16 protein-coding genes are annotated in these 16726 nt (G+C 58.5%); all 16 read right to left on the reverse strand.

Annotation, left to right across the window (positions count from 1 at the left end; genetic code table 11):
- Window positions 1-199 precede the first annotated feature (199 nt).
- Window positions 200-1993 carry a DUF2075 domain-containing protein gene (locus QP982_RS09755; protein WP_197737679.1) on the reverse strand — a complete coding sequence of 598 codons (1794 nt, stop codon included), beginning with the start codon at window positions 1991-1993 and terminating at the stop codon, window positions 200-202.
- A gap of 1 nt (window position 1994) precedes the next feature.
- The gene (locus tag QP982_RS09760; protein ID WP_070437381.1) at window positions 1995-2318 is read right to left on the reverse strand and encodes a nucleotide pyrophosphohydrolase; all 324 of its coding nucleotides are present in this window, start codon (window positions 2316-2318) and stop codon (window positions 1995-1997) included.
- 6 nt (window positions 2319-2324) lie between these two features.
- A complete protein-coding gene (locus QP982_RS09765; RefSeq protein ID WP_070437379.1) occupies window positions 2325-3233 on the reverse strand; it encodes a copper transporter in 909 nt (302 codons plus the stop codon).
- Window positions 3234-3262: 29 nt separating this feature from the next.
- Window positions 3263-4447, reverse strand: a complete 1185-nt coding sequence (steA, locus tag QP982_RS09770; RefSeq protein ID WP_070601408.1) for a putative cytokinetic ring protein SteA — start codon at window positions 4445-4447, stop codon at window positions 3263-3265.
- 25 nt (window positions 4448-4472) lie between these two features.
- Entirely contained in the window at window positions 4473-6212 is a 1740-nt protein-coding gene (gene recN, locus QP982_RS09775) for a DNA repair protein RecN (RefSeq protein ID WP_070601407.1), read from the reverse strand.
- A 58-nt stretch (window positions 6213-6270) separates the two neighbouring features.
- Entirely contained in the window at window positions 6271-7269 is a 999-nt protein-coding gene (locus QP982_RS09780) for an NAD kinase (RefSeq protein WP_141764315.1), read from the reverse strand.
- Window positions 7262-8101 (reverse strand): TlyA family RNA methyltransferase, encoded by an 840-nt coding sequence (locus QP982_RS09785; protein ID WP_070601574.1) that lies wholly within the window; start codon window positions 8099-8101, stop codon window positions 7262-7264. The genes QP982_RS09780 and QP982_RS09785 overlap by 8 nt, the downstream gene beginning before the upstream one ends.
- A 5-nt stretch (window positions 8102-8106) precedes the next feature.
- On the reverse strand, window positions 8107-8358 hold the full coding sequence (locus QP982_RS09790; RefSeq protein ID WP_070601406.1) for a hypothetical protein: 252 nt from the start codon (window positions 8356-8358) through the stop codon (window positions 8107-8109).
- A 6-nt stretch (window positions 8359-8364) separates the two neighbouring features.
- A complete protein-coding gene (locus QP982_RS09795; protein WP_070601405.1) occupies window positions 8365-9405 on the reverse strand; it encodes an HAD-IIA family hydrolase in 1041 nt (346 codons plus the stop codon).
- Window positions 9406-9525: 120 nt separating this feature from the next.
- The gene (locus QP982_RS09800; RefSeq protein ID WP_370548640.1) at window positions 9526-10683 is read right to left on the reverse strand and encodes a hypothetical protein; all 1158 of its coding nucleotides are present in this window, start codon (window positions 10681-10683) and stop codon (window positions 9526-9528) included.
- 94 nt (window positions 10684-10777) lie between these two features.
- A complete protein-coding gene (locus tag QP982_RS09805) occupies window positions 10778-11674 on the reverse strand; it encodes an RNase H family protein (RefSeq protein WP_284870488.1) in 897 nt (298 codons plus the stop codon).
- 44 nt (window positions 11675-11718) lie between these two features.
- The gene (locus QP982_RS09810) at window positions 11719-12477 is read right to left on the reverse strand and encodes an iron ABC transporter ATP-binding protein (RefSeq protein ID WP_070546198.1); all 759 of its coding nucleotides are present in this window, start codon (window positions 12475-12477) and stop codon (window positions 11719-11721) included.
- On the reverse strand, window positions 12474-13517 hold the full coding sequence (locus QP982_RS09815) for an iron chelate uptake ABC transporter family permease subunit (RefSeq protein WP_284870489.1): 1044 nt from the start codon (window positions 13515-13517) through the stop codon (window positions 12474-12476). The genes QP982_RS09810 and QP982_RS09815 overlap by 4 nt, the downstream gene beginning before the upstream one ends.
- Entirely contained in the window at window positions 13510-14457 is a 948-nt protein-coding gene (locus QP982_RS09820; RefSeq protein WP_070437363.1) for an ABC transporter permease, read from the reverse strand. The genes QP982_RS09815 and QP982_RS09820 overlap by 8 nt, the downstream gene beginning before the upstream one ends.
- A 39-nt stretch (window positions 14458-14496) precedes the next feature.
- Window positions 14497-15504 (reverse strand): siderophore ABC transporter substrate-binding protein, encoded by a 1008-nt coding sequence (locus tag QP982_RS09825; RefSeq protein ID WP_070549823.1) that lies wholly within the window; start codon window positions 15502-15504, stop codon window positions 14497-14499.
- A gap of 500 nt (window positions 15505-16004) precedes the next feature.
- Window positions 16005-16726, reverse strand: a 722-nt coding sequence (locus tag QP982_RS09830) for an IS30 family transposase (RefSeq protein WP_284870491.1), incomplete at its 5' end; no start/stop codon positions are given.

The raw sequence follows: 16726 nt of genomic DNA on the forward strand, positions 1-16726 counted from the left end.
AGATGGTCAATAAATATTCTCGAAAACCAACATCCAAAACGAATCACAGCTTCTAATAGCAATTCAACAGCGGGTTATAATCCCAGTTTCAATTCCCTATTCAATAGCCCTGGAAGTCCATCCTTCGAAACAATTGAGAACGTGAAACAGCGAAACGCTGCACTTTTTGGAAAATTAAATATACTGAAACTAAACCCGGTTAATCATCCGCTATTCCAGATGCGGCAGCAACCAACGCTTCACGAAGCTCGCGATCCACAGCATAGATATGTAGCCCGTGTACCCCTCGAGTAAGTAAGACATTAAGCTGATTCTTCAACAGTTCTTCAGCGAAGGACTGTTTCGACCCGTCTTTCAACGTTCGTTTATTCTTCACATTTGGGTTCCACGACTCAGATGGGTCAAAGATAATCTTTCCATCACGATATTTGACAGAGGGGCCAATAATGACACCAGCATAGTTCAGGTCAAAACCTTGGATAGTAAAAATAGAACCAATTTCATCAATAGTTTGTGGGCGCTCTGCCCAGCTCAGCTGTAGACCTGCAGTCTTCTTCTCAGTACTCTTCTTTTGATTGTTCCATGGCATTGAAAAATCACCGACTCGAACCCGCCAGAGTTCATTCTCCGCAGGTGGCCGAGCACTCGAAAACTGCCAATCATACGTGGCTATTAACCTAGATAATCCTTCCTCTACATTCGACGCTTTGTCCTTAATTGACTCGTAAAGCTGGTTAGGATCATCGAAAATCTTAATACTATATTTATTATCCTCCGGAATTTTATGGATAATACCGTCATCGACAAAAGAGCGTACCCACTGAATGGTATCCTCCGAGGCAAGCATCCTCATCTGAAGCTTTAAATCAATACTTTTATCGACTCGTTGCTCCATCCATTCCAAATCCGCCGGCTCCCACACCTGATTTGCGGCAAGAATCTGGTCAGGATCAAATACTGCTACCACTACATGTGCACGTTCGAGAATATCTTTGAGGTGATTTTTACCCCTGTACGACTGTTTTCCTTGCGTCCATAGCAAATGAGCTTCGTCGATTAGAACGACATCTACCTTTTCCCCAGGATTCCGATGATTGATAAAGGATGTCGGCTTCATGACTTTAAGATTCTTGGTACTCGAAATACCGAGTTTTTCAGCAACCTGCTGATAAACAGTAACCTGCTCATCGTGGTTGACTAGCATATACGCGTCAAGGGTCGATTTCCCAAGATGTTCTTCGATAGCTGGGAGCTTTTGATTCAAGTCATAAAAAACGCTGCTAAGCAATACTGTTTTGCCGGTTCCAGCAGCGCCTGAGACCATAATCAGCCTAGAGTCGCCGATTGATTGCATTTGATCTACAACTGCATTAATTATCTCAAACTTTGCATCAGACTGCTCTGTAGTTAGCTCATGGAAAGGTGATGCTTTAAAAAGTGCAGATTCGCGGATAATACGTTCAGCTGGAAATAGCTGTTGATCCAGCGCATGTAGTTTAGACCAAATCTGGGTGAAAGATTTGTCTAAATGCTCTTTGGTGAAGTAATCACCTTGCGCATTTGTTCGCGCATTCTCAGTAGCAACACTGGTCTCACTGGCAGACTTCACCGATTCGTTGCTAGGCAAGTACTGCATAAGTCGATTCTCAATATCCAGAGTCAACGACTTATTAAATAGAGAGTGCCCAATCACGTACATCTGGGTCCCAGCGCCATCACGTAAATCAATCCAGAGATTTCGCTTGGAGTTAGATGCCTTTGTATCCCCCTCGAGATGTTGGGTCGTTCGCTGGACAATCGAGTTCGTTTCCCCCACATAGACTCGATAGGATCCCTTGTTGTCCCGCAATGAAATGATGTAGACCGTAGGGTAGTCAATAATAAAACGGCGGTAAGGAATGTCTTTGCCTTTTAGCTCGTCGATGCCACTACTTGCGTAGTCGACTCGCTCAACAAATGCCCTTGGGGCTGGAAGCAGTTTTCTCTTGCTCACGTTACAACCTGTCGTGCTTAAGCGAACTTCCCGTGCTTTTACTACGCGGATAGCGCACTTCATTTAAGGCGATTTTCTTCGCAATCGCCTCATTAGGATCGATTTCAGCCCTACGAGCCAGTAAAAGGCAGTAGCTCAGCACATCTGCAAGCTCATCCTCGAGATCGGCTTTTTCGTATTCTGCGTCCCATTGAAAAAGTTCGAGCAACTCAGCAGACTCAATTGAGATCGCTTTAGCAAGATTCTCAGGAGTATGAAAAACCTCCCACTTTCTGTCAGAAGAGAACTTGAAAAGCTGCTCTACTGTTTCCCGACTAACTTCCATGTGTTTTTACCTTTTCAAGTCCCCAACAACCCCGACCTGCCCCGCCGCATCCGACACAGCGTCTACACGCTTCACGACAGGGTCGGCGCCCCAGCGCTCGTCCGGTAGAGCGCTGACGCCTTCGCGTCCATAACCGTCAGTCCCCACCACTACGTGACCAGCAGCATCGTCACCAGCACCAAAGCCCTCAGCAAGCGCAACGGCAAGATCCGCTACTAGGCCCGCACCGAACTCCGGGTCCTCGCCCTTGTCAATCGCAGCGCGCGAGACCGTGCCGTGATTACCAACAATCACGATGCCAGCAGCCGGGCGCAGGGTCCCCTCTTCATACTCGACAAAGCCGGCGCCCTTCAGGGCCTCCAGCAGTAGCTTCCGGTCAGCAGCGGAAGCTCGCTCTCCCCCATCCTTATCCAGCTCCAACACCGGAGCCAGCGCCTGGCCAGCCTGTCGGCCCGGCTCACGGCGCTCCGGATCCAGCTGCACATCAGCCGGCAGCGAGGTAGAAACCGTGTCCTTCAGTTCATCCGCACCAGCGGAAGAGAGGAACTTATCGGTCAGCTTCAACACGCCCGCATCCGGGGCGCCAGCAGCGCGCAGAGTCTCGGAAACCCCTGCAAGCTGCTCATCCGTAGCATCAGGAGTGGCGATAACCAGGACCGGCACGTCCTTCAAAGAGTCCTTGACAATCTCCCCGATGATGGGCTCGATGATGCGGTTAGCTTCATCGGCACGCGCTTGCTGCGCATCGGCACGTGCAACAGCGGCATCGCGCTCAGAGGCAGCACCAGTGCCAAAATCAATGCCAGCACCAGCGGGGTTGAGCACATAAGCACCCAGCGCAGCGCCTGCCGCAACACCGAGGGCAGCACCTGTCACACCGGCTGTAAACTTCCCGCTCCTGCGCTTCTTCGCCATCGCCCGTCCTACTCCCTACCTACGAAAGACTACTTAAACAGCCCCTGGAACCACAGTGCAATGGAGTTCCAGGTATCAATCAGATTCTCGCTGACAGAACCATCACCGGAAGTACCAGCGATAGCGAAGATCACCGCAACGGCGACAAAGATAGCCAGGATTGCCCAGGCCACACCGAAACCACGGCTATTGACCTGGTAGAGGTCGGCGACCATGCGACCGTCGACAAGCTTCTCCCCGACCTTCAAACGCGACAGCAATGCCGACGGCACACCGCTTTGATCCTCAGCGTGGTAGATGCTGTCGATGTTCTGCGGCGCGCCGACGGAGACGACCATGTCGGCGTCGTGATGCGCGGCGAAGACCAGCGCCAGGTCAGTGGCGGAATCGGACAGCGCCGGGAAGGTCATGGCACCAATGCCGAGGTCCTGAATGCGCTCAAGACCCACCGCGTGACCGTCCGGGTCGGCAGGCAGGATCACGCAACCGGCAGACCGCAGCGCCTCGGAGTTGATGTTCTCCGGATCACCGATGATGTAGTCCGGCTCGTACTTCAGGTCGAAGAGCGTGTCGGCACCGGTGTCGACGCCGATGAGCAGCGGCTCGTACTCGCGGATGAAGTTCTTTAAGTCTTCCAGCGTCTTGCGGTCTCCCTCACCAGGGCTGACCACAACGACCTTGCGGCCACGCAGCGGCTCCGTCTCGTCCGGAATGCCCAGGCCATCGATGTAGAGCGGGGACTCGGTCTTGGCGAACTCCACCAAGTTGCCGGAGAGAGCCTCCAGGCGGTCGACCATGCTGGTGCGTCCCTCGTCGAAGGCGCGCTCAAGCTCGTCCTGGTCGACCTCGTCGCCCTGACCAATCAGGCGGTCACCGTGGTAGAGCTTGCCGTCGTCAAGCCTGCCCTTCTTGCCGTCCTTGAGCTTCTCAAAGACCTCGTCGCCGACGTTCTGCACCATCGCAATGTCGGCGTCGCGCATCATCTGCGGGCCGTAATTCGGCACAAAACCCGTGGTAAACGCACCAGTGTTCACCACTGCGGCGACCTTGGCATCAATCAACTGCTGTGCCAGTGGACGCGAGATATCCGGCGCATCGATCACCACGATGTCGCCTTCGCCCATGCGCTTGAGCGCACGCTCCAGGCGGGAACCGTCCCGCACAGTCCCCGAAATGCCAGGAAGATCTTTTTCGTTCCGAGAGAACAGACTCATGGCACTTAGTGAAACATAAGTGCAGCTACTTGGCCGAGAAGGCGCGCCGAGCTTGATCCAGAAGATCTTGCGCATGCGCGCGTCCGGATTCCGAATCGTCCAAGCCCGCCATCATCCGCGCGAGCTCGTCAATCCGCTCCTCGTCCCCCAGGCTCGTCACCTTCGACGACACCGCCCCCGAACGGGCGTCCTTGCTGACCACCAAGTGTGTATCCGCAAACGCCGCCACCTGAGGCAAGTGCGTGACGACGATCACCTGGTTATTCACCGCCAACTGCTTCAGGCGCTTGCCAATCTCCACAGCCGCGCGCCCACCAACACCGGCATCGACCTCATCGAAAACCATCGTGTGTCCGGCTTGTCCTTCGGCGAGGACAACTTCCAATGCCAGCATGATGCGGGAGAGCTCACCGCCGGATGCGGATGAGGCCAGCGGGCGTGGCTCGGCACCTTCGTGGGCTCGGAGCTTGAACTCGATGTTGTCCACGCCAGCGGGGCCAAAGGTGTCGGCCTTGGCGATCTCCACCACCAGCGAGGTGTGCGGCATGGCCAGGCCCTTGAGTTCCTTGGTCACGGCCTGTTCCAGGTGCTTCGCGGCTTTTGCGCGGGCCTTGGAGAGCTTCCGCGCGGTGGTGCCGAGCTTCTTCTCCGCGGTTTTGATCTCCGCGGTGAGCTTGTCCAGCGCTTCGCCGGAGACATCTAGCGTGGCGAGCTTGCGCTCCGCCTTGTCCCGCCAAGCCAGCACACCTGCGATGTCCGGGGCGTACTTACGGGTGAGATTCTTGATCTCCACCTGGCGCTGCATGAGCTTGTCCAGGGATTCGGTTTCCTCCGGCAGGCCGGATAGAAACGCACCGAGACCAGCGGAAATCTCGGAGAGCTGGCTGGTCAGCTTATTGAGCTGATTGGAAAACTCGGTGAGCTCGTCATCATTGGCGCCGGCGAGCTCGTTTGCGGCGGCTCCGAGGAGTTCGGCGGCACCGGAGTCCTCGGTGGCGGCATCCATACCGGTAGTGCTCACGGCAGCGGCACCGTCAATGGCGGCAAGCGCCACGGCCGCCGCGTCGCGGAGACCGTCCAGGTCCTGCATGCGGCGGATCTGGGAGGCGAGGTCCTGGTCCTCATCCGGCTCGGGTGAGACTGCGTCGATTTCTTCGATCGCGAAGCTGAGCTGATCGGCACGCATGGCCAGCTCGCGGCGCTTAGAGGTCTTTTCTTCCAGTTCTTTGACCAGGGTGCGCCAGTGTGAGCGCTGCTGACGATAAGTTTCCAGGGTTGGCGCGATGGTGTCGGCATCCATGCGGTCGATGGCCGCACGCTGCTCATCGGCGCTTTGCAGGCGCAGCTGATCATTCTGGCCATGAATGGCAATCAGGCGGGTGGAGACATCCGCCAGTGCAGCAGCCGACGCACTCCGGCCACCAACCCACGCCCGGGAGCGGCCCTTCGCGGAGACCTGTCGAGCAAGCAGGTACTCGTCATTCTCATCGCGCTCGCCGCCGAGCTCAGAAACCACAGCATCGATGGTGGCTGACTCTTCCTCCGAGAGGTGTTCGGTGGAAACGCGGCCTTCCACCAAGGCTTTGTCGGCGCCGGTGCGCACGCGGCCGGCGTCGGCACGCGCACCACAGAGCAACTTGAGGCTGGTGACCACCATGGTCTTACCCGCACCGGTTTCACCTGTCAGTACGGTCAGGCCTGGGCTGAATTCAAGCGTCGCGTCCGGGATAACGCCGAGGTCGCGGATGGAAATCTCAGTCAGCATGGCGCCTGCAATCAGTCCTTCCCTTGGAAGTTGGGGTCTCGTTTGCCGTGTTTAGGGGCTATTGGGCTTCGGCGGGGCCGCGCCACCCGGACGTCGGCAAGCGGAACTTGTGCACCAGACGATCGGCGAACGGCTGATCGTCCAGACGCACCCAGCGCACCGGTTGCGCGCCGCGCTCGATTTCGATGCGGCTGCCCGGCGGCATGGTGATGTTGCGGAAGCCGTCGAGCACCGCGACCGCCTCGGCGGTGTCGTGGTTGGTCTCAATGGCAATGGTCGAATGCGGGGAGATCACCAGCGGGCGAGAGAACAACGCGTGGGCGTTGTTGGGCACGACCAGCATGGCGTCGAGCTCTGGCCAGAGTACGGGGCCTCCTGCGGAAAAGGCGTACGCGGTGGAGCCGGTCGGCGTGGAAATCAGTACACCATCGCAGCCGTAGGAACTCACCGGACGGCCATCGACTTCCAAGATGACATCCAGCACGCCACGGCGGTTGACGTTTTCGATACTGACTTCGTTCAGCGCCCAACCAGAGCCGATTACGCGGCCGGTGGTGTCACGGACGGTGGCGCGGATGGTCATGCGGTCTTCGATACGCCAGGAACGCTTGATGACGCGACTAATCGCCTCCGTCATCGACTCCTGTTCCCACTCGGCGAGAAAACCCACGTGCCCCATGTTGATACCGAGCACCGGCAGGTCAGCCGAGTGCGCAATGTCAGCGGCACGCAGGAAGGTACCGTCGCCGCCGAGGACGAGGACGAGTTCGCATCCCGACGCCGCCTGCGGGGAATGCCAGTAGCGCGGGTACTTACCGAGCGTTGGGTGCGCGGCCAGTGCCTCCGGGTTCTTACCAGCCAGCACGCGGATGTCGATACCCGCGGCCTCAAGCAGCTCGGCAGCCTCAGCGGCCATTTCCAGGTTGGCGCTACGGCCGGTGTGCGGGACCAGCAGAATCTCGCGCTTGCCGGCGCTGGTCTTGGGCTTGCTATCCCGTGAGTGAGTCTTCGCGCTGGTCGGTGAGCTGGTCGTTGAGCTAGTCCGTGAGCTAGTCATTGTGCGGCCCCTCCTCAACAGCCTTAGCGATGGCCGCAGCCATAGCCTCATCACCAATATCGCTGGCGCCGCCGTCTTTCACCAGCCACAGGAAGAACTCCACGTTGCCACTCGGACCCGGCAGCGGGCTGGCCACCGCCGCACGGAAGGACAGCCCCAGAGTGCGGGCGTATTCGGCGACTTCCTGGACAACTTCCTGGCGCAGCGCATCGCTGCGCACGACACCACCGGAGCCAAGGCGCTCCTTGCCAACCTCGAACTGCGGCTTGACCATTGGTAACAGGTCAGCGCCTTCGTCGAGGCAGGAGACAATTGCGGGCAGGACCAGCTTCAAAGAAATAAACGACAGGTCGCCGACCATGACATCGGCCGTGCCCCCGAGGATCTCCGGGGTCAGCGTGCGGACGTTGGTTCGGTCGAGCACAACCACCCGTGGGTCATCCTGCAGGCGCCAAATCAGCTGACCGTAGCCGACATCGACGGCGTAGACGGTATCGACATCGCGGCGCAGGCACACATCGGTGAAACCGCCTGTGGAGGCGCCGGCATCCAGCACCTTCCGGCCCTTCAAGTCCAGGCCCTGCGGCTCGAAAGCTTCCAGCGCGCCGAGCAGCTTGTGTGCACCGCGCGAAGCCCAGTTCTCGTCTTCTTCCAGACCACTGACGCGAATGGACACATCGCCTGTCACCGCAGTCGCAGGCTTGGAGGCGACAAATCCACCGACCTCCACTCGGCCGGCCTTAATCATGTCCACTGCCGCCTCACGGGAGCGAGCAATCTTCCTTCGCACCAGCTCCGCATCGAGCCTGCGCTTAGGAGCTTTCTTTGCCACCGCGTTCACTTTCCTTCCCTGCGTGACGAGCCCAGGGCCTCATACAAAATCTCATGCGCCCGCTCGAACTGCGCGACTCTCTCCTGCGGCGTCGGCGCAGGTGCGGACAGTGCGGCCGCAACCTGCTCGCGGACATCCTCCGGAGTTACCTCGCGCGCACCGGGCATTGCCGCCGGGCTAGGTACAGGGCCGGGTTTCGGCCCCGGCACGGGACCAGACTCCTGCCCCTGCCCTGGCTTCGGTGCGACCTCACTCATCGGCTATCACATCCGCCAGGCAGCCAGCGCCGCCGCAGCAGCCGGGCCCTCTGCGCGGACCTGCGTGACCTCGACTGTGCCAGCACGACCAGCCTCAGAGTTCCACACCATATCCACGACCGTCAGCAGAGCCGCCACCGCGGCCTCCGCTGGGTTCGCCAACCGAGGATCCTCCGTGTCACCGCCAGAAAGAACGATGACACCGGCCTCCGCGTCGTCGTAACGCGCGGTGAAACCAGCCTGCGGAGCCGGGCGTGCCTGATCCAGCTCACGGTTCAGCGCGGTCATGTCAGCACCGATGAGCGTCGGACGGTGCTCGGGCGGCGCTGCGACGACATCCATATGCGTGGAAACGCCCGTGACCACCATAAACGTGTCCATCTTCGCAGCATTTCCACCCGCGATGTCGGTATCCAGACGATCCCCAATCGCCAGCGGACTCTTCGCGCCCATACGCTCCGCAGCCTTAATAAACATCGGCGGCTTCGGCTTACCCGCCGACAGCGGCGCCACGCCCGTGGTCGTAGAAATCGCCGCAGCGACCGAACCATTACCAACCAGGAAACCGCGCTCCGACGGCAGCGTCGTATCCAAATTCGACACCAGGAAGCGCGCACCTCGCGACACCGCCAGCGCCGCCTCCGACATCTGCTTCCACGTCATCTCACGGTTGAGCCCCTGGAACACCGCCGCAGGGTTGTCATCAGCGGAATCCACGAGGTTGTACCCCGCCTCACGAGCCAACTGCTTAAACGACTCCGCACCCAACACAAAAACGTTCGAGCCCGGCTCAATGACCTCCGCCGCCATCTCAATGGCCGCCTGCGCCGACGTCATCACATCGTCCGCGTGAACGTCATAGCCCAGCCCATTGAGCTGATCCGCCACCGTCTGCGGCGCGCGCGAGGCATTGTTGGTAATAAACACCATCGGCAGCGCCGCCTCAGTCAGCCCCTCCAGCGCGTTCGGAATCGCCGCGCCACCCTCGTAAATCGTGCCATCCAGATCCAGCAGAGCGGCATCATAGGAAGAAGCGACAGAAGCCATGGGGGTTCATTTCTCCTTTTACGAAATAGGAACGCTTTACGACGAATTGTAGATGCGCAGCCCGATTGCGCCAGCGGTGCGTTAGCGGTGGCTGATGTTGCGAGCCGGCAGCTGGGCTGATTACTTGCTCAGCTCTTCGATGCGCTCACGAGCATCGAGCATCTGGTCCACATCGATCTTGGCGCAGCGGGTAAACCACACCTTGGCATCATCTTTACGACCGGCCTCCACCAGCGCATCAGCGTAGGCGTAGAACAGACGAGCTGCTTCGAAGTCCTCGCGGTCCGGGTTCAGATCCTGGGTCTCCAGCTCAACCAGAGCCTCATCGATCTGGCCCATATCTCGGCGAGCACCGGCGGCGACGATAGCCAGCTCAGTCTTGGACTCGTTGTCCAGCTGCTTGGCTTCCTCGGAGCGAGCCAGCTCGATGGCCTTCTCTGGGCGGCCGAGGCCGCGCTCACAGTCCGCCATGACCGCGAGCATGCCCGGGCCACCGGAGATGCGGCGAGCCGCACGCAGCTCCGCCAAAGCTTCCTTCCACTCACCTGCGTGGTAAGCGGCAACACCAGCGGTCTCACGAACGACACCGACGCGACCAGCGCGGTCCTTCGCTGCGCGGGCGTGCTCCAGGGCACGCTGCGGGTCTTCAGCCATCAGGATTGCGGACATAATCATGTGACGAGCAACCTTGTCGGCGTTGTCCTTAGCCAGGCTCTTCAGATCCTGGCGCACGCTCGGGTCGAGCTCGTCTGCGCGAATGTCATCTGGCAGCTTCGGCTCGTTCTTACGGGCCTCAATGCGCTCCTCGCGGAAGCCTGGGCGCTGCGGGCCGGTGCGGTGCGTACGCTTCTCATCCTGGAAGCGGCCACCACGGTTGGAGCGACGTGGCTTGCCACCACGACGGTCGAAGTTGCGACCTCCCTGGCCACCGCGCCCGCCCGGGCCGCGACGATCATTGCGGTCATCGCGATTGTAACCACGACCGCCACGGCCACCGCGCTCATTGTGGTCGCCGCGGTTAAAGTCACGATCATCGCGATCATCACGACGGAAGCCCCGCGAACCACGGGAATCGCGGTTACCGCCATGACCACCGTGACCACCACGGCCACGACCACCTGGGCCACCACCCTGTCCACGACGATCGTTGCGGTTGCGCCCGTTAAAGCCGCCCTCGCCACGACCATGGGAACGGTTAGACCCGCGGTTTCCGCGATTTCCTCGGCCTTCGCCGGAACGAGGACCTTCGTGCTCAGCCATGAAGTCGGAGCTCCTTATATGTAATGAGTAAAAGAATTTATGTGTTTTCAGGCTACCAGTAACCCCGGATTGCCTGGTGGTCTACCTAAAAGACCAAACTTTCATACTACTGCTAAGACCTGCCCACATTCCAGCCCAGCAAACGTGCGGAGCCTGTGGCCTTCCCCACTGCCTGGGACAAATCCCAGACAGCTAGGCCAACCCAGTCGTCGGTGGTGAACTGCGCGGTGGCGGTGGTTCCCTCGACGCGGAGCTCATACTCGGCATCCGAAAGCCCGTCTGGCACGGCGAGGTTGGCGCCCAGGGCGTCGTTAAGCAATGCCTTGAGTGCGCGGGTATTACCCTGCTCAGCGCGATGTGCGGCGCGGCGGAAAACGGTGAGCGCTTCCTTAGCCGCGTCCTCGGGCGTCACGGTGGCGTCGACTGCGAGGTCAAAGAGGCATTCCTGCTCGAAGGTTGCGGCCTTGGGCGTCTTGGGCTCGGAACTAGGCGCGGCGGGCGCGGTTTTTGTCGGCGCGGCATTCGACTGCACGCGGCTACCCGCACCAGCGAAACCTGGCCCCTCCGGCACGGTCGTGCCCTTCTGATACGCGGTGGCGGCGGCTCGGGCGCGCTGATCAGCGGCCTCGTTCATGTCGTGGCCCGAGTGTCCCTTAACCCACTCGAGGTGAATATTGCGGCCAACGAGCAGCTTGTCGATGTCCTGCAAGATGTCCACGTTGAGGACGGGTTTGCCGTCGCGCTTCTTCCAGCCCTTGCGCTTCCATCCCGGCATCCACTTGGTAACGGAGTTAATCACGTACTGCGAATCGCACAGGACGAACAGTGGCTCATCGGGGATGTGAGCGGTGGCGCGGAGCAGCTCGGCAAGAGCGGTGAGCTCCCCGCGGTTGTTGGTTCCCTCTTTCCATCCGCCGGCGGCCCAGCAGCTGTCGTCGATATACCAGCACCACCCGGCAGGTCCGGGGTTGTGCAGGGCGGAACCGTCAACGGCAGCAGTAATAGTCATGAGGCTAGATTGTATCGGCTGCGTGGGTCCGGCCAGGAATTGCCTTAAGAGCCGTAGCAGGCGACCGGGCCGTGCGGGCCCTGGACGATGTCAATCTGAGTGTTGAAGATTGGGCTCAGAACCTCCGAACGCATCAGCTCTGCGGTAAGGCCGTGCTCTACAATCTGGCCATCCTTGACCGCACAGATGTAGTCGGCGTAGCGAGCCGCGAAATTGATGTCATGCAACACCACCACCATGGTTCGACCCAAATCGCGCACTGCAGTGCGCAGGTACGACATGATGTCGACCGAATGAGAAATATCCAGGTTGTTCAACGGCTCGTCGAGAAGCACGTAATCCGTCTCCTGGCAGAGCACCATTGCGACATACGCGCGCTGACGCTGCCCACCGGAGAGCTCGTCGAGGTAGCGGCCCTGGAGCGCCTCAAGATTGAGGAACTCGATGTACTGGGAGATGATGCGCTCGTCCTCAGCGGTCAGGCGCCCCTGGCTGTGCGGGAAGCGGCCGAAACTGACCAGCTGGCGCACGGTGAGACGCGTGACGAAGTGGTTGTCCTGGCGCAGAATCGACAGCACCTTCGCCAGATCCTTCGACTTGGTCTTCCCCACGTTGTATGGACCGACGTTGATGTCACCGGAATCGACGGCAAGGAGGCGGCCAATCATAGTCAAGAGCGTGGACTTGCCCGCGCCGTTCGGGCCGATCAGAGCCGTGATTGCGTTGGTTGGAATTTCCAGGTCAACGGGGCCAATTGACACCTCGCTGGTATAGCTCTTGCTTACACTGTCGAGGAGAATCATAGCCGTCCCTTCTTCAAAACGACGTAGAGGAAGATCGAACCGCCAACCAGCTCGATAATGATGGACACCACGCCCTGGGCATAGAAAACGTGATTGAGGATGAAATACGCACTGGCCAGCGTGACGTAGCCAATCAGCGCCGCCATCGGCAGCACAAAGCGGTGGTCATAGGTATCCGCAGCCTGGTACGCAATGGTCGCGACCAGGAAGCCGAGGAATGTCATCGGGCCGACCATAGCCGTCGATACTGCCATCAGCACGGACACCGCAACCAGCACGGTGATGGACCGAACCTGGTAATTCACGCCCAGATTCGTCGCGACTTCACGCCCCAACGACATGACATTGAGGGCCCGCGAATGCAGCGCAATCACCACGATTGCCGCGATCACCAGCGGGATCGCCACCGGGAAAAACTCCGGGTCCGCGTTGTTGACAGAGCCGAACAGCCGCGCCGTCAGCAGGTCAAAATCCGAAGGCGTCAGCATGCGCTGCATAAATGTCGATACCGAGCCCAGCCCGCCACCGATAACAATGCCCACCAGCAGCATGCTGTGCATATCCGCGCCCTGCCCAGTCAACAGCCACGCATACAGCACCAGCGACAGCCCCACCATCAGCACGAGCTGCAGCACAAACGCCCCAACCGAGCCGGCATTCATCAGACCCGTCGCCCCGAAGAAGTACACCGCAGCGGTACTGATAGCCACGTACAGCGCCTCAAAACCCATAATCGACGGCGTAATAATTCGGTTATTCGCAATCGACTGGAACGCCACCGTCGCGACGGCATGGCAGCAGGCAACCACGATCATGGCAATTACGGCATCAAGACGCCGGCGCGCAATCAGCCAAAAACCATCCGTACCGAACGGCAACGGGTTATCCCACGCGAGCAGGCCCGCCGTAAACAACACCGCCAGGCCCACCAGCGCAGCAATGATAATCCAGTACCTGCGCGCCGCGGCGGCCGTGCTAAACGACGTCGTTTGCGGCCCGGCCTGGTCGGCCACCGTGTGAGTTGAACTGAGATTAAGCACGACGCCGCTCCACAATCAGATAGACGAAGATGGCAGCTCCCAGGATGCCGAGAATCACCGATACCGGGATCTCGAACGGGGCGATAATGACGCGGCCAATCAGGTCCGCAATCGTCACGGTGCCAATTCCCACCAGGCACACCCACGGCAGGTTGGAGCGCAGATCATCTCCACGGAACATGGAGACGATATTCGGGACGATGAGCCCCAGGAATGGGAGGTTGCCCACCACGACGGTGACCAAACCTGTTGCGATTGCAATCAGCCCCGTTCCCAGGAACACGATTCGCTTGTAGTTCAGACCGACGTTGGTGGCAATGTCCTCACCAAGCCCCGCAACCGTTAACCGATCGCTGAATACGAAGACGATTGCAACCACGATGACGACCAGCCACAGGAATTCGTACTGCCCTTTATAAATGGCAGTAAAGGAGCCTGCGAACCACACGCCTAGCGACTGCAGCATGTCCGTCTGCAACGCAAAGAAAGTCGAAATCGAACTGACTACCGCACCCAACATGATGCCCACGATGGGCACAACCAGACTTGACTTCAAAGCGACACGGCGCAAGAACAGGAAGAACACTGCCGTGCCGATGAAAGCGAAGATGATTGCCCCGCCCATCCGACCAAGCATCGAGGCCGAAGGAAAGAAATACATCACGAAAATCAGGCCGAGACCAGCCCACTCCGTGGTTCCCGTGGTGGTGGGTTCGACGAACTTGTTGCGCGTAAGTAGCTGCATGACCAAGCCACACATCGCCATCGCGGCACCCGAGAGCACTAGTGCAATGGTGCGCGGTATACGCGTAGTGGCGAACATCTCCCAGCCGTCGTCGGCGCCCAGGATGTCGTATTGGCCTACAAACAGCGACATAGCCACCAGGACTGCCACAAAGGCAATCCCGATGGCTAGTCGGGAATCCAGTAACTTCTGCATAGAGTTGGTGAGGTACTCCTGTGACTGGTCAGAGAACTATTAGGCCTGCTCGAAGGCGTCGGCAAGCCCGTTCAGAATCTCCGTGTACGTGATAATGGACTCGTTGGTGTAGGTGTCCTCTGGGGCGTAGTAGATCTTGCCCTCCTTGACTGCCTTCACGTTCTTCAGCGGAGCAGCCTCCTCGACCACAGACTGTGCCGAACGGTACTCATCGGTACCGCGGACAGAGGTGCCAGCATCGCGGTCAAGCACCATGATGAAGTCCGGGTTTGCCTCAGCGATGGACTCGGCGGAAATCTCATCACCCTGGTGGTCATCGCTGGCCTTGTCGACCTCCAGCGCCGGCTTCATGCCAATCAGGTCGAACAGCGGGCCGAAGGTACGACCAACAGTCGGAGCAATGTAACCGAGGGTGCCGCCCGACGAGTTCAGCGCCATGACCTTCACGTCCGGGTTGTAAGCCTTGCGAGCGCGCTCCAGAGCCTTGTCAAAGTCTGCGATGAGCTGATCGGCTTCCTTCTCCTTACCGAAGATGGCGCCCAGGCCCTTAGCGTGCCGCTTGAGCTCCTCGTCCAGCGGCTTGCCCTCGCGCGGCTCAAACTCCACAATCGCGGAGTTCGGAGCGAGCTTCTTCAGGTCATCGTAGTACTTGCCGAAACGCTGACCGTTCACAATCAGGTCCGGGTCAGCAGCAGCAACAATTTCGAGATTCGGCTCGCGGTGATTGCCGATGTCCTGAACGTCAGGATTGTCCTTGTAGTCGGAAACCGTGAACGGGATAATCGGTTTAGGAGCTGCAGCCAGCTTAATACCCCACTGATCGAGCATCTCGAAGGAACGGTTATCCGTGGCCACAACAGAGTCAATCTCGGCAGGTACGGTCTGCTCACCATGATTATCAGTAACGGTAATAGTAGACTCGTTGCCTGCAGCTGCAGACTTATCCTCGTTACCGGCATCAGTAGAACAAGCACCAAGAACAAGTCCAAGGCTCGCAACAGATGCAACTACGATATTGCGAATACGGCCGGAGTTAGAACGCGCCACTTAAAGGCATCCCTTCGGTCACAGTAGGATTGTTAAACAAACGCCACTTAGACGCCGTTACCCAATCACTTACTTAGGTAATCATTACCTGTGAAACATTAGCTTAGGGTTCCCTATTTAACAAGTAAATACGTTATGAAATTACGCAATATTTAGGGCATATTTCGAACTTGGCTTAGCGTTGGCTAATTTGTGCTGGTAAAGGCACAATTGCAGCGTTCGCTAACGGGGGTAACTTGTGCCCTACGGAAGGTAACATGTGCACTATCGACGTATGTTTGGGTCTCGCTGGGCGTAGTTGGGCCTAGTTGGGCCTAGTTGGGCCTAGTTGACAATGAGCTTGCGAGCTTTGCTTGCGAGAATGGGCTGCGCTTGAATACGGGCTGTACACGCGATTGGAGGCTATACGTGTGAGTACAGGCTGCAGGCATAAATACGGGCTGCAAACGTGAAACTGTATGAGTTTATGACACTTTCAAGCGATCTTTCGCGCGGTAGGGTCAGGCGGTCATTGCATCATGGATAACACCAGAGATTACCTCCCGAGGAGTTAACCCGTCGAGCACTACCCGCGGCCGGTTATTCAGCAATGCTTCCGCCTCGGCGACCTCTTGGTCGGTGACATCGGTAAAGTTGGTGCCTTTGGGGAAATAAAACCGGATATCCCGGTTCATCCGCTCATTGCTGCCTCGCTGCCACGGTGAATGCGGATCGGCGAAAAACACCTGGATATTCTCCGCGACGGAAAACTCCGTGTGTTTGGCAAACTCCACCCCCTGATCCCAGGTCAACGTCGAAATCGTGGTGTCCATCGACTCTTTGAGCCGACGAATCATCCGCACCATAACCTCATTGACGCTGGTGGCGGTATGGTCAGTGCCGAGTCTGCCGAGGAGCACAAACCTGCTGCGGCGTTCCACCAATGTCGCCAAAGCACTGGTGCCATCTGCGCCAATAATCAAATCCCCTTCCCAATGACCGGGCACGGCACGATCATTGGCTTCCGCTGGGCGAAGTGAAATATTGGCATCATGGGTCCAGCGTTTTCCTCGTGGTTTGGGCACCCCGGCTAAAAGCGAGCGGGGTTTACGCCCTGGCCGGGTAGTCCGGCAGGACTTTTCAAACACAAGTTCTTTGCGCAAGCCGCCTGCCCCTTGTACGTAAAGGGCCTGGTAAATCGACTCGTGGCTAATAGTCATGGACGTATTATCACCCCACAGTG

This window comes from Corynebacterium sp. MSK019 (genome assembly GCF_030232425.1).
GTDB classification, from domain to species: Bacteria; Actinomycetota; Actinomycetes; order Mycobacteriales; family Mycobacteriaceae; genus Corynebacterium; species Corynebacterium jeikeium_D.

Excerpts from the sequence above, each read along its gene's own strand:
- QP982_RS09760 (WP_070437381.1), bottom strand. The coding sequence starts at position 2,318 with ATGGAAGTTAGTCGGGAAACAGTAGAGCAGCTTTTCAAGTTCTCTTCT.
- QP982_RS09765 (WP_070437379.1), bottom strand. The coding sequence starts at position 3,233 with ATGGCGAAGAAGCGCAGGAGCGGGAAGTTTACAGCCGGTGTGACAGGT.
- steA (WP_070601408.1), bottom strand. The coding sequence starts at position 4,447 with ATGAGTCTGTTCTCTCGGAACGAAAAAGATCTTCCTGGCATTTCGGGG.
- recN (WP_070601407.1), bottom strand. The coding sequence starts at position 6,212 with ATGCTGACTGAGATTTCCATCCGCGACCTCGGCGTTATCCCGGACGCG.
- QP982_RS09780 (WP_141764315.1), bottom strand. The coding sequence starts at position 7,269 with ATGACTAGCTCACGGACTAGCTCAACGACCAGCTCACCGACCAGCGCG.
- QP982_RS09790 (WP_070601406.1), bottom strand. The coding sequence starts at position 8,358 with ATGAGTGAGGTCGCACCGAAGCCAGGGCAGGGGCAGGAGTCTGGTCCC.
- QP982_RS09795 (WP_070601405.1), bottom strand. The coding sequence starts at position 9,405 with ATGGCTTCTGTCGCTTCTTCCTATGATGCCGCTCTGCTGGATCTGGAT.
- QP982_RS09805 (WP_284870488.1), bottom strand. The coding sequence starts at position 11,674 with ATGACTATTACTGCTGCCGTTGACGGTTCCGCCCTGCACAACCCCGGA.
- QP982_RS09810 (WP_070546198.1), bottom strand. The coding sequence starts at position 12,477 with ATGATTCTCCTCGACAGTGTAAGCAAGAGCTATACCAGCGAGGTGTCA.
- QP982_RS09820 (WP_070437363.1), bottom strand. The coding sequence starts at position 14,457 with ATGCAGAAGTTACTGGATTCCCGACTAGCCATCGGGATTGCCTTTGTG.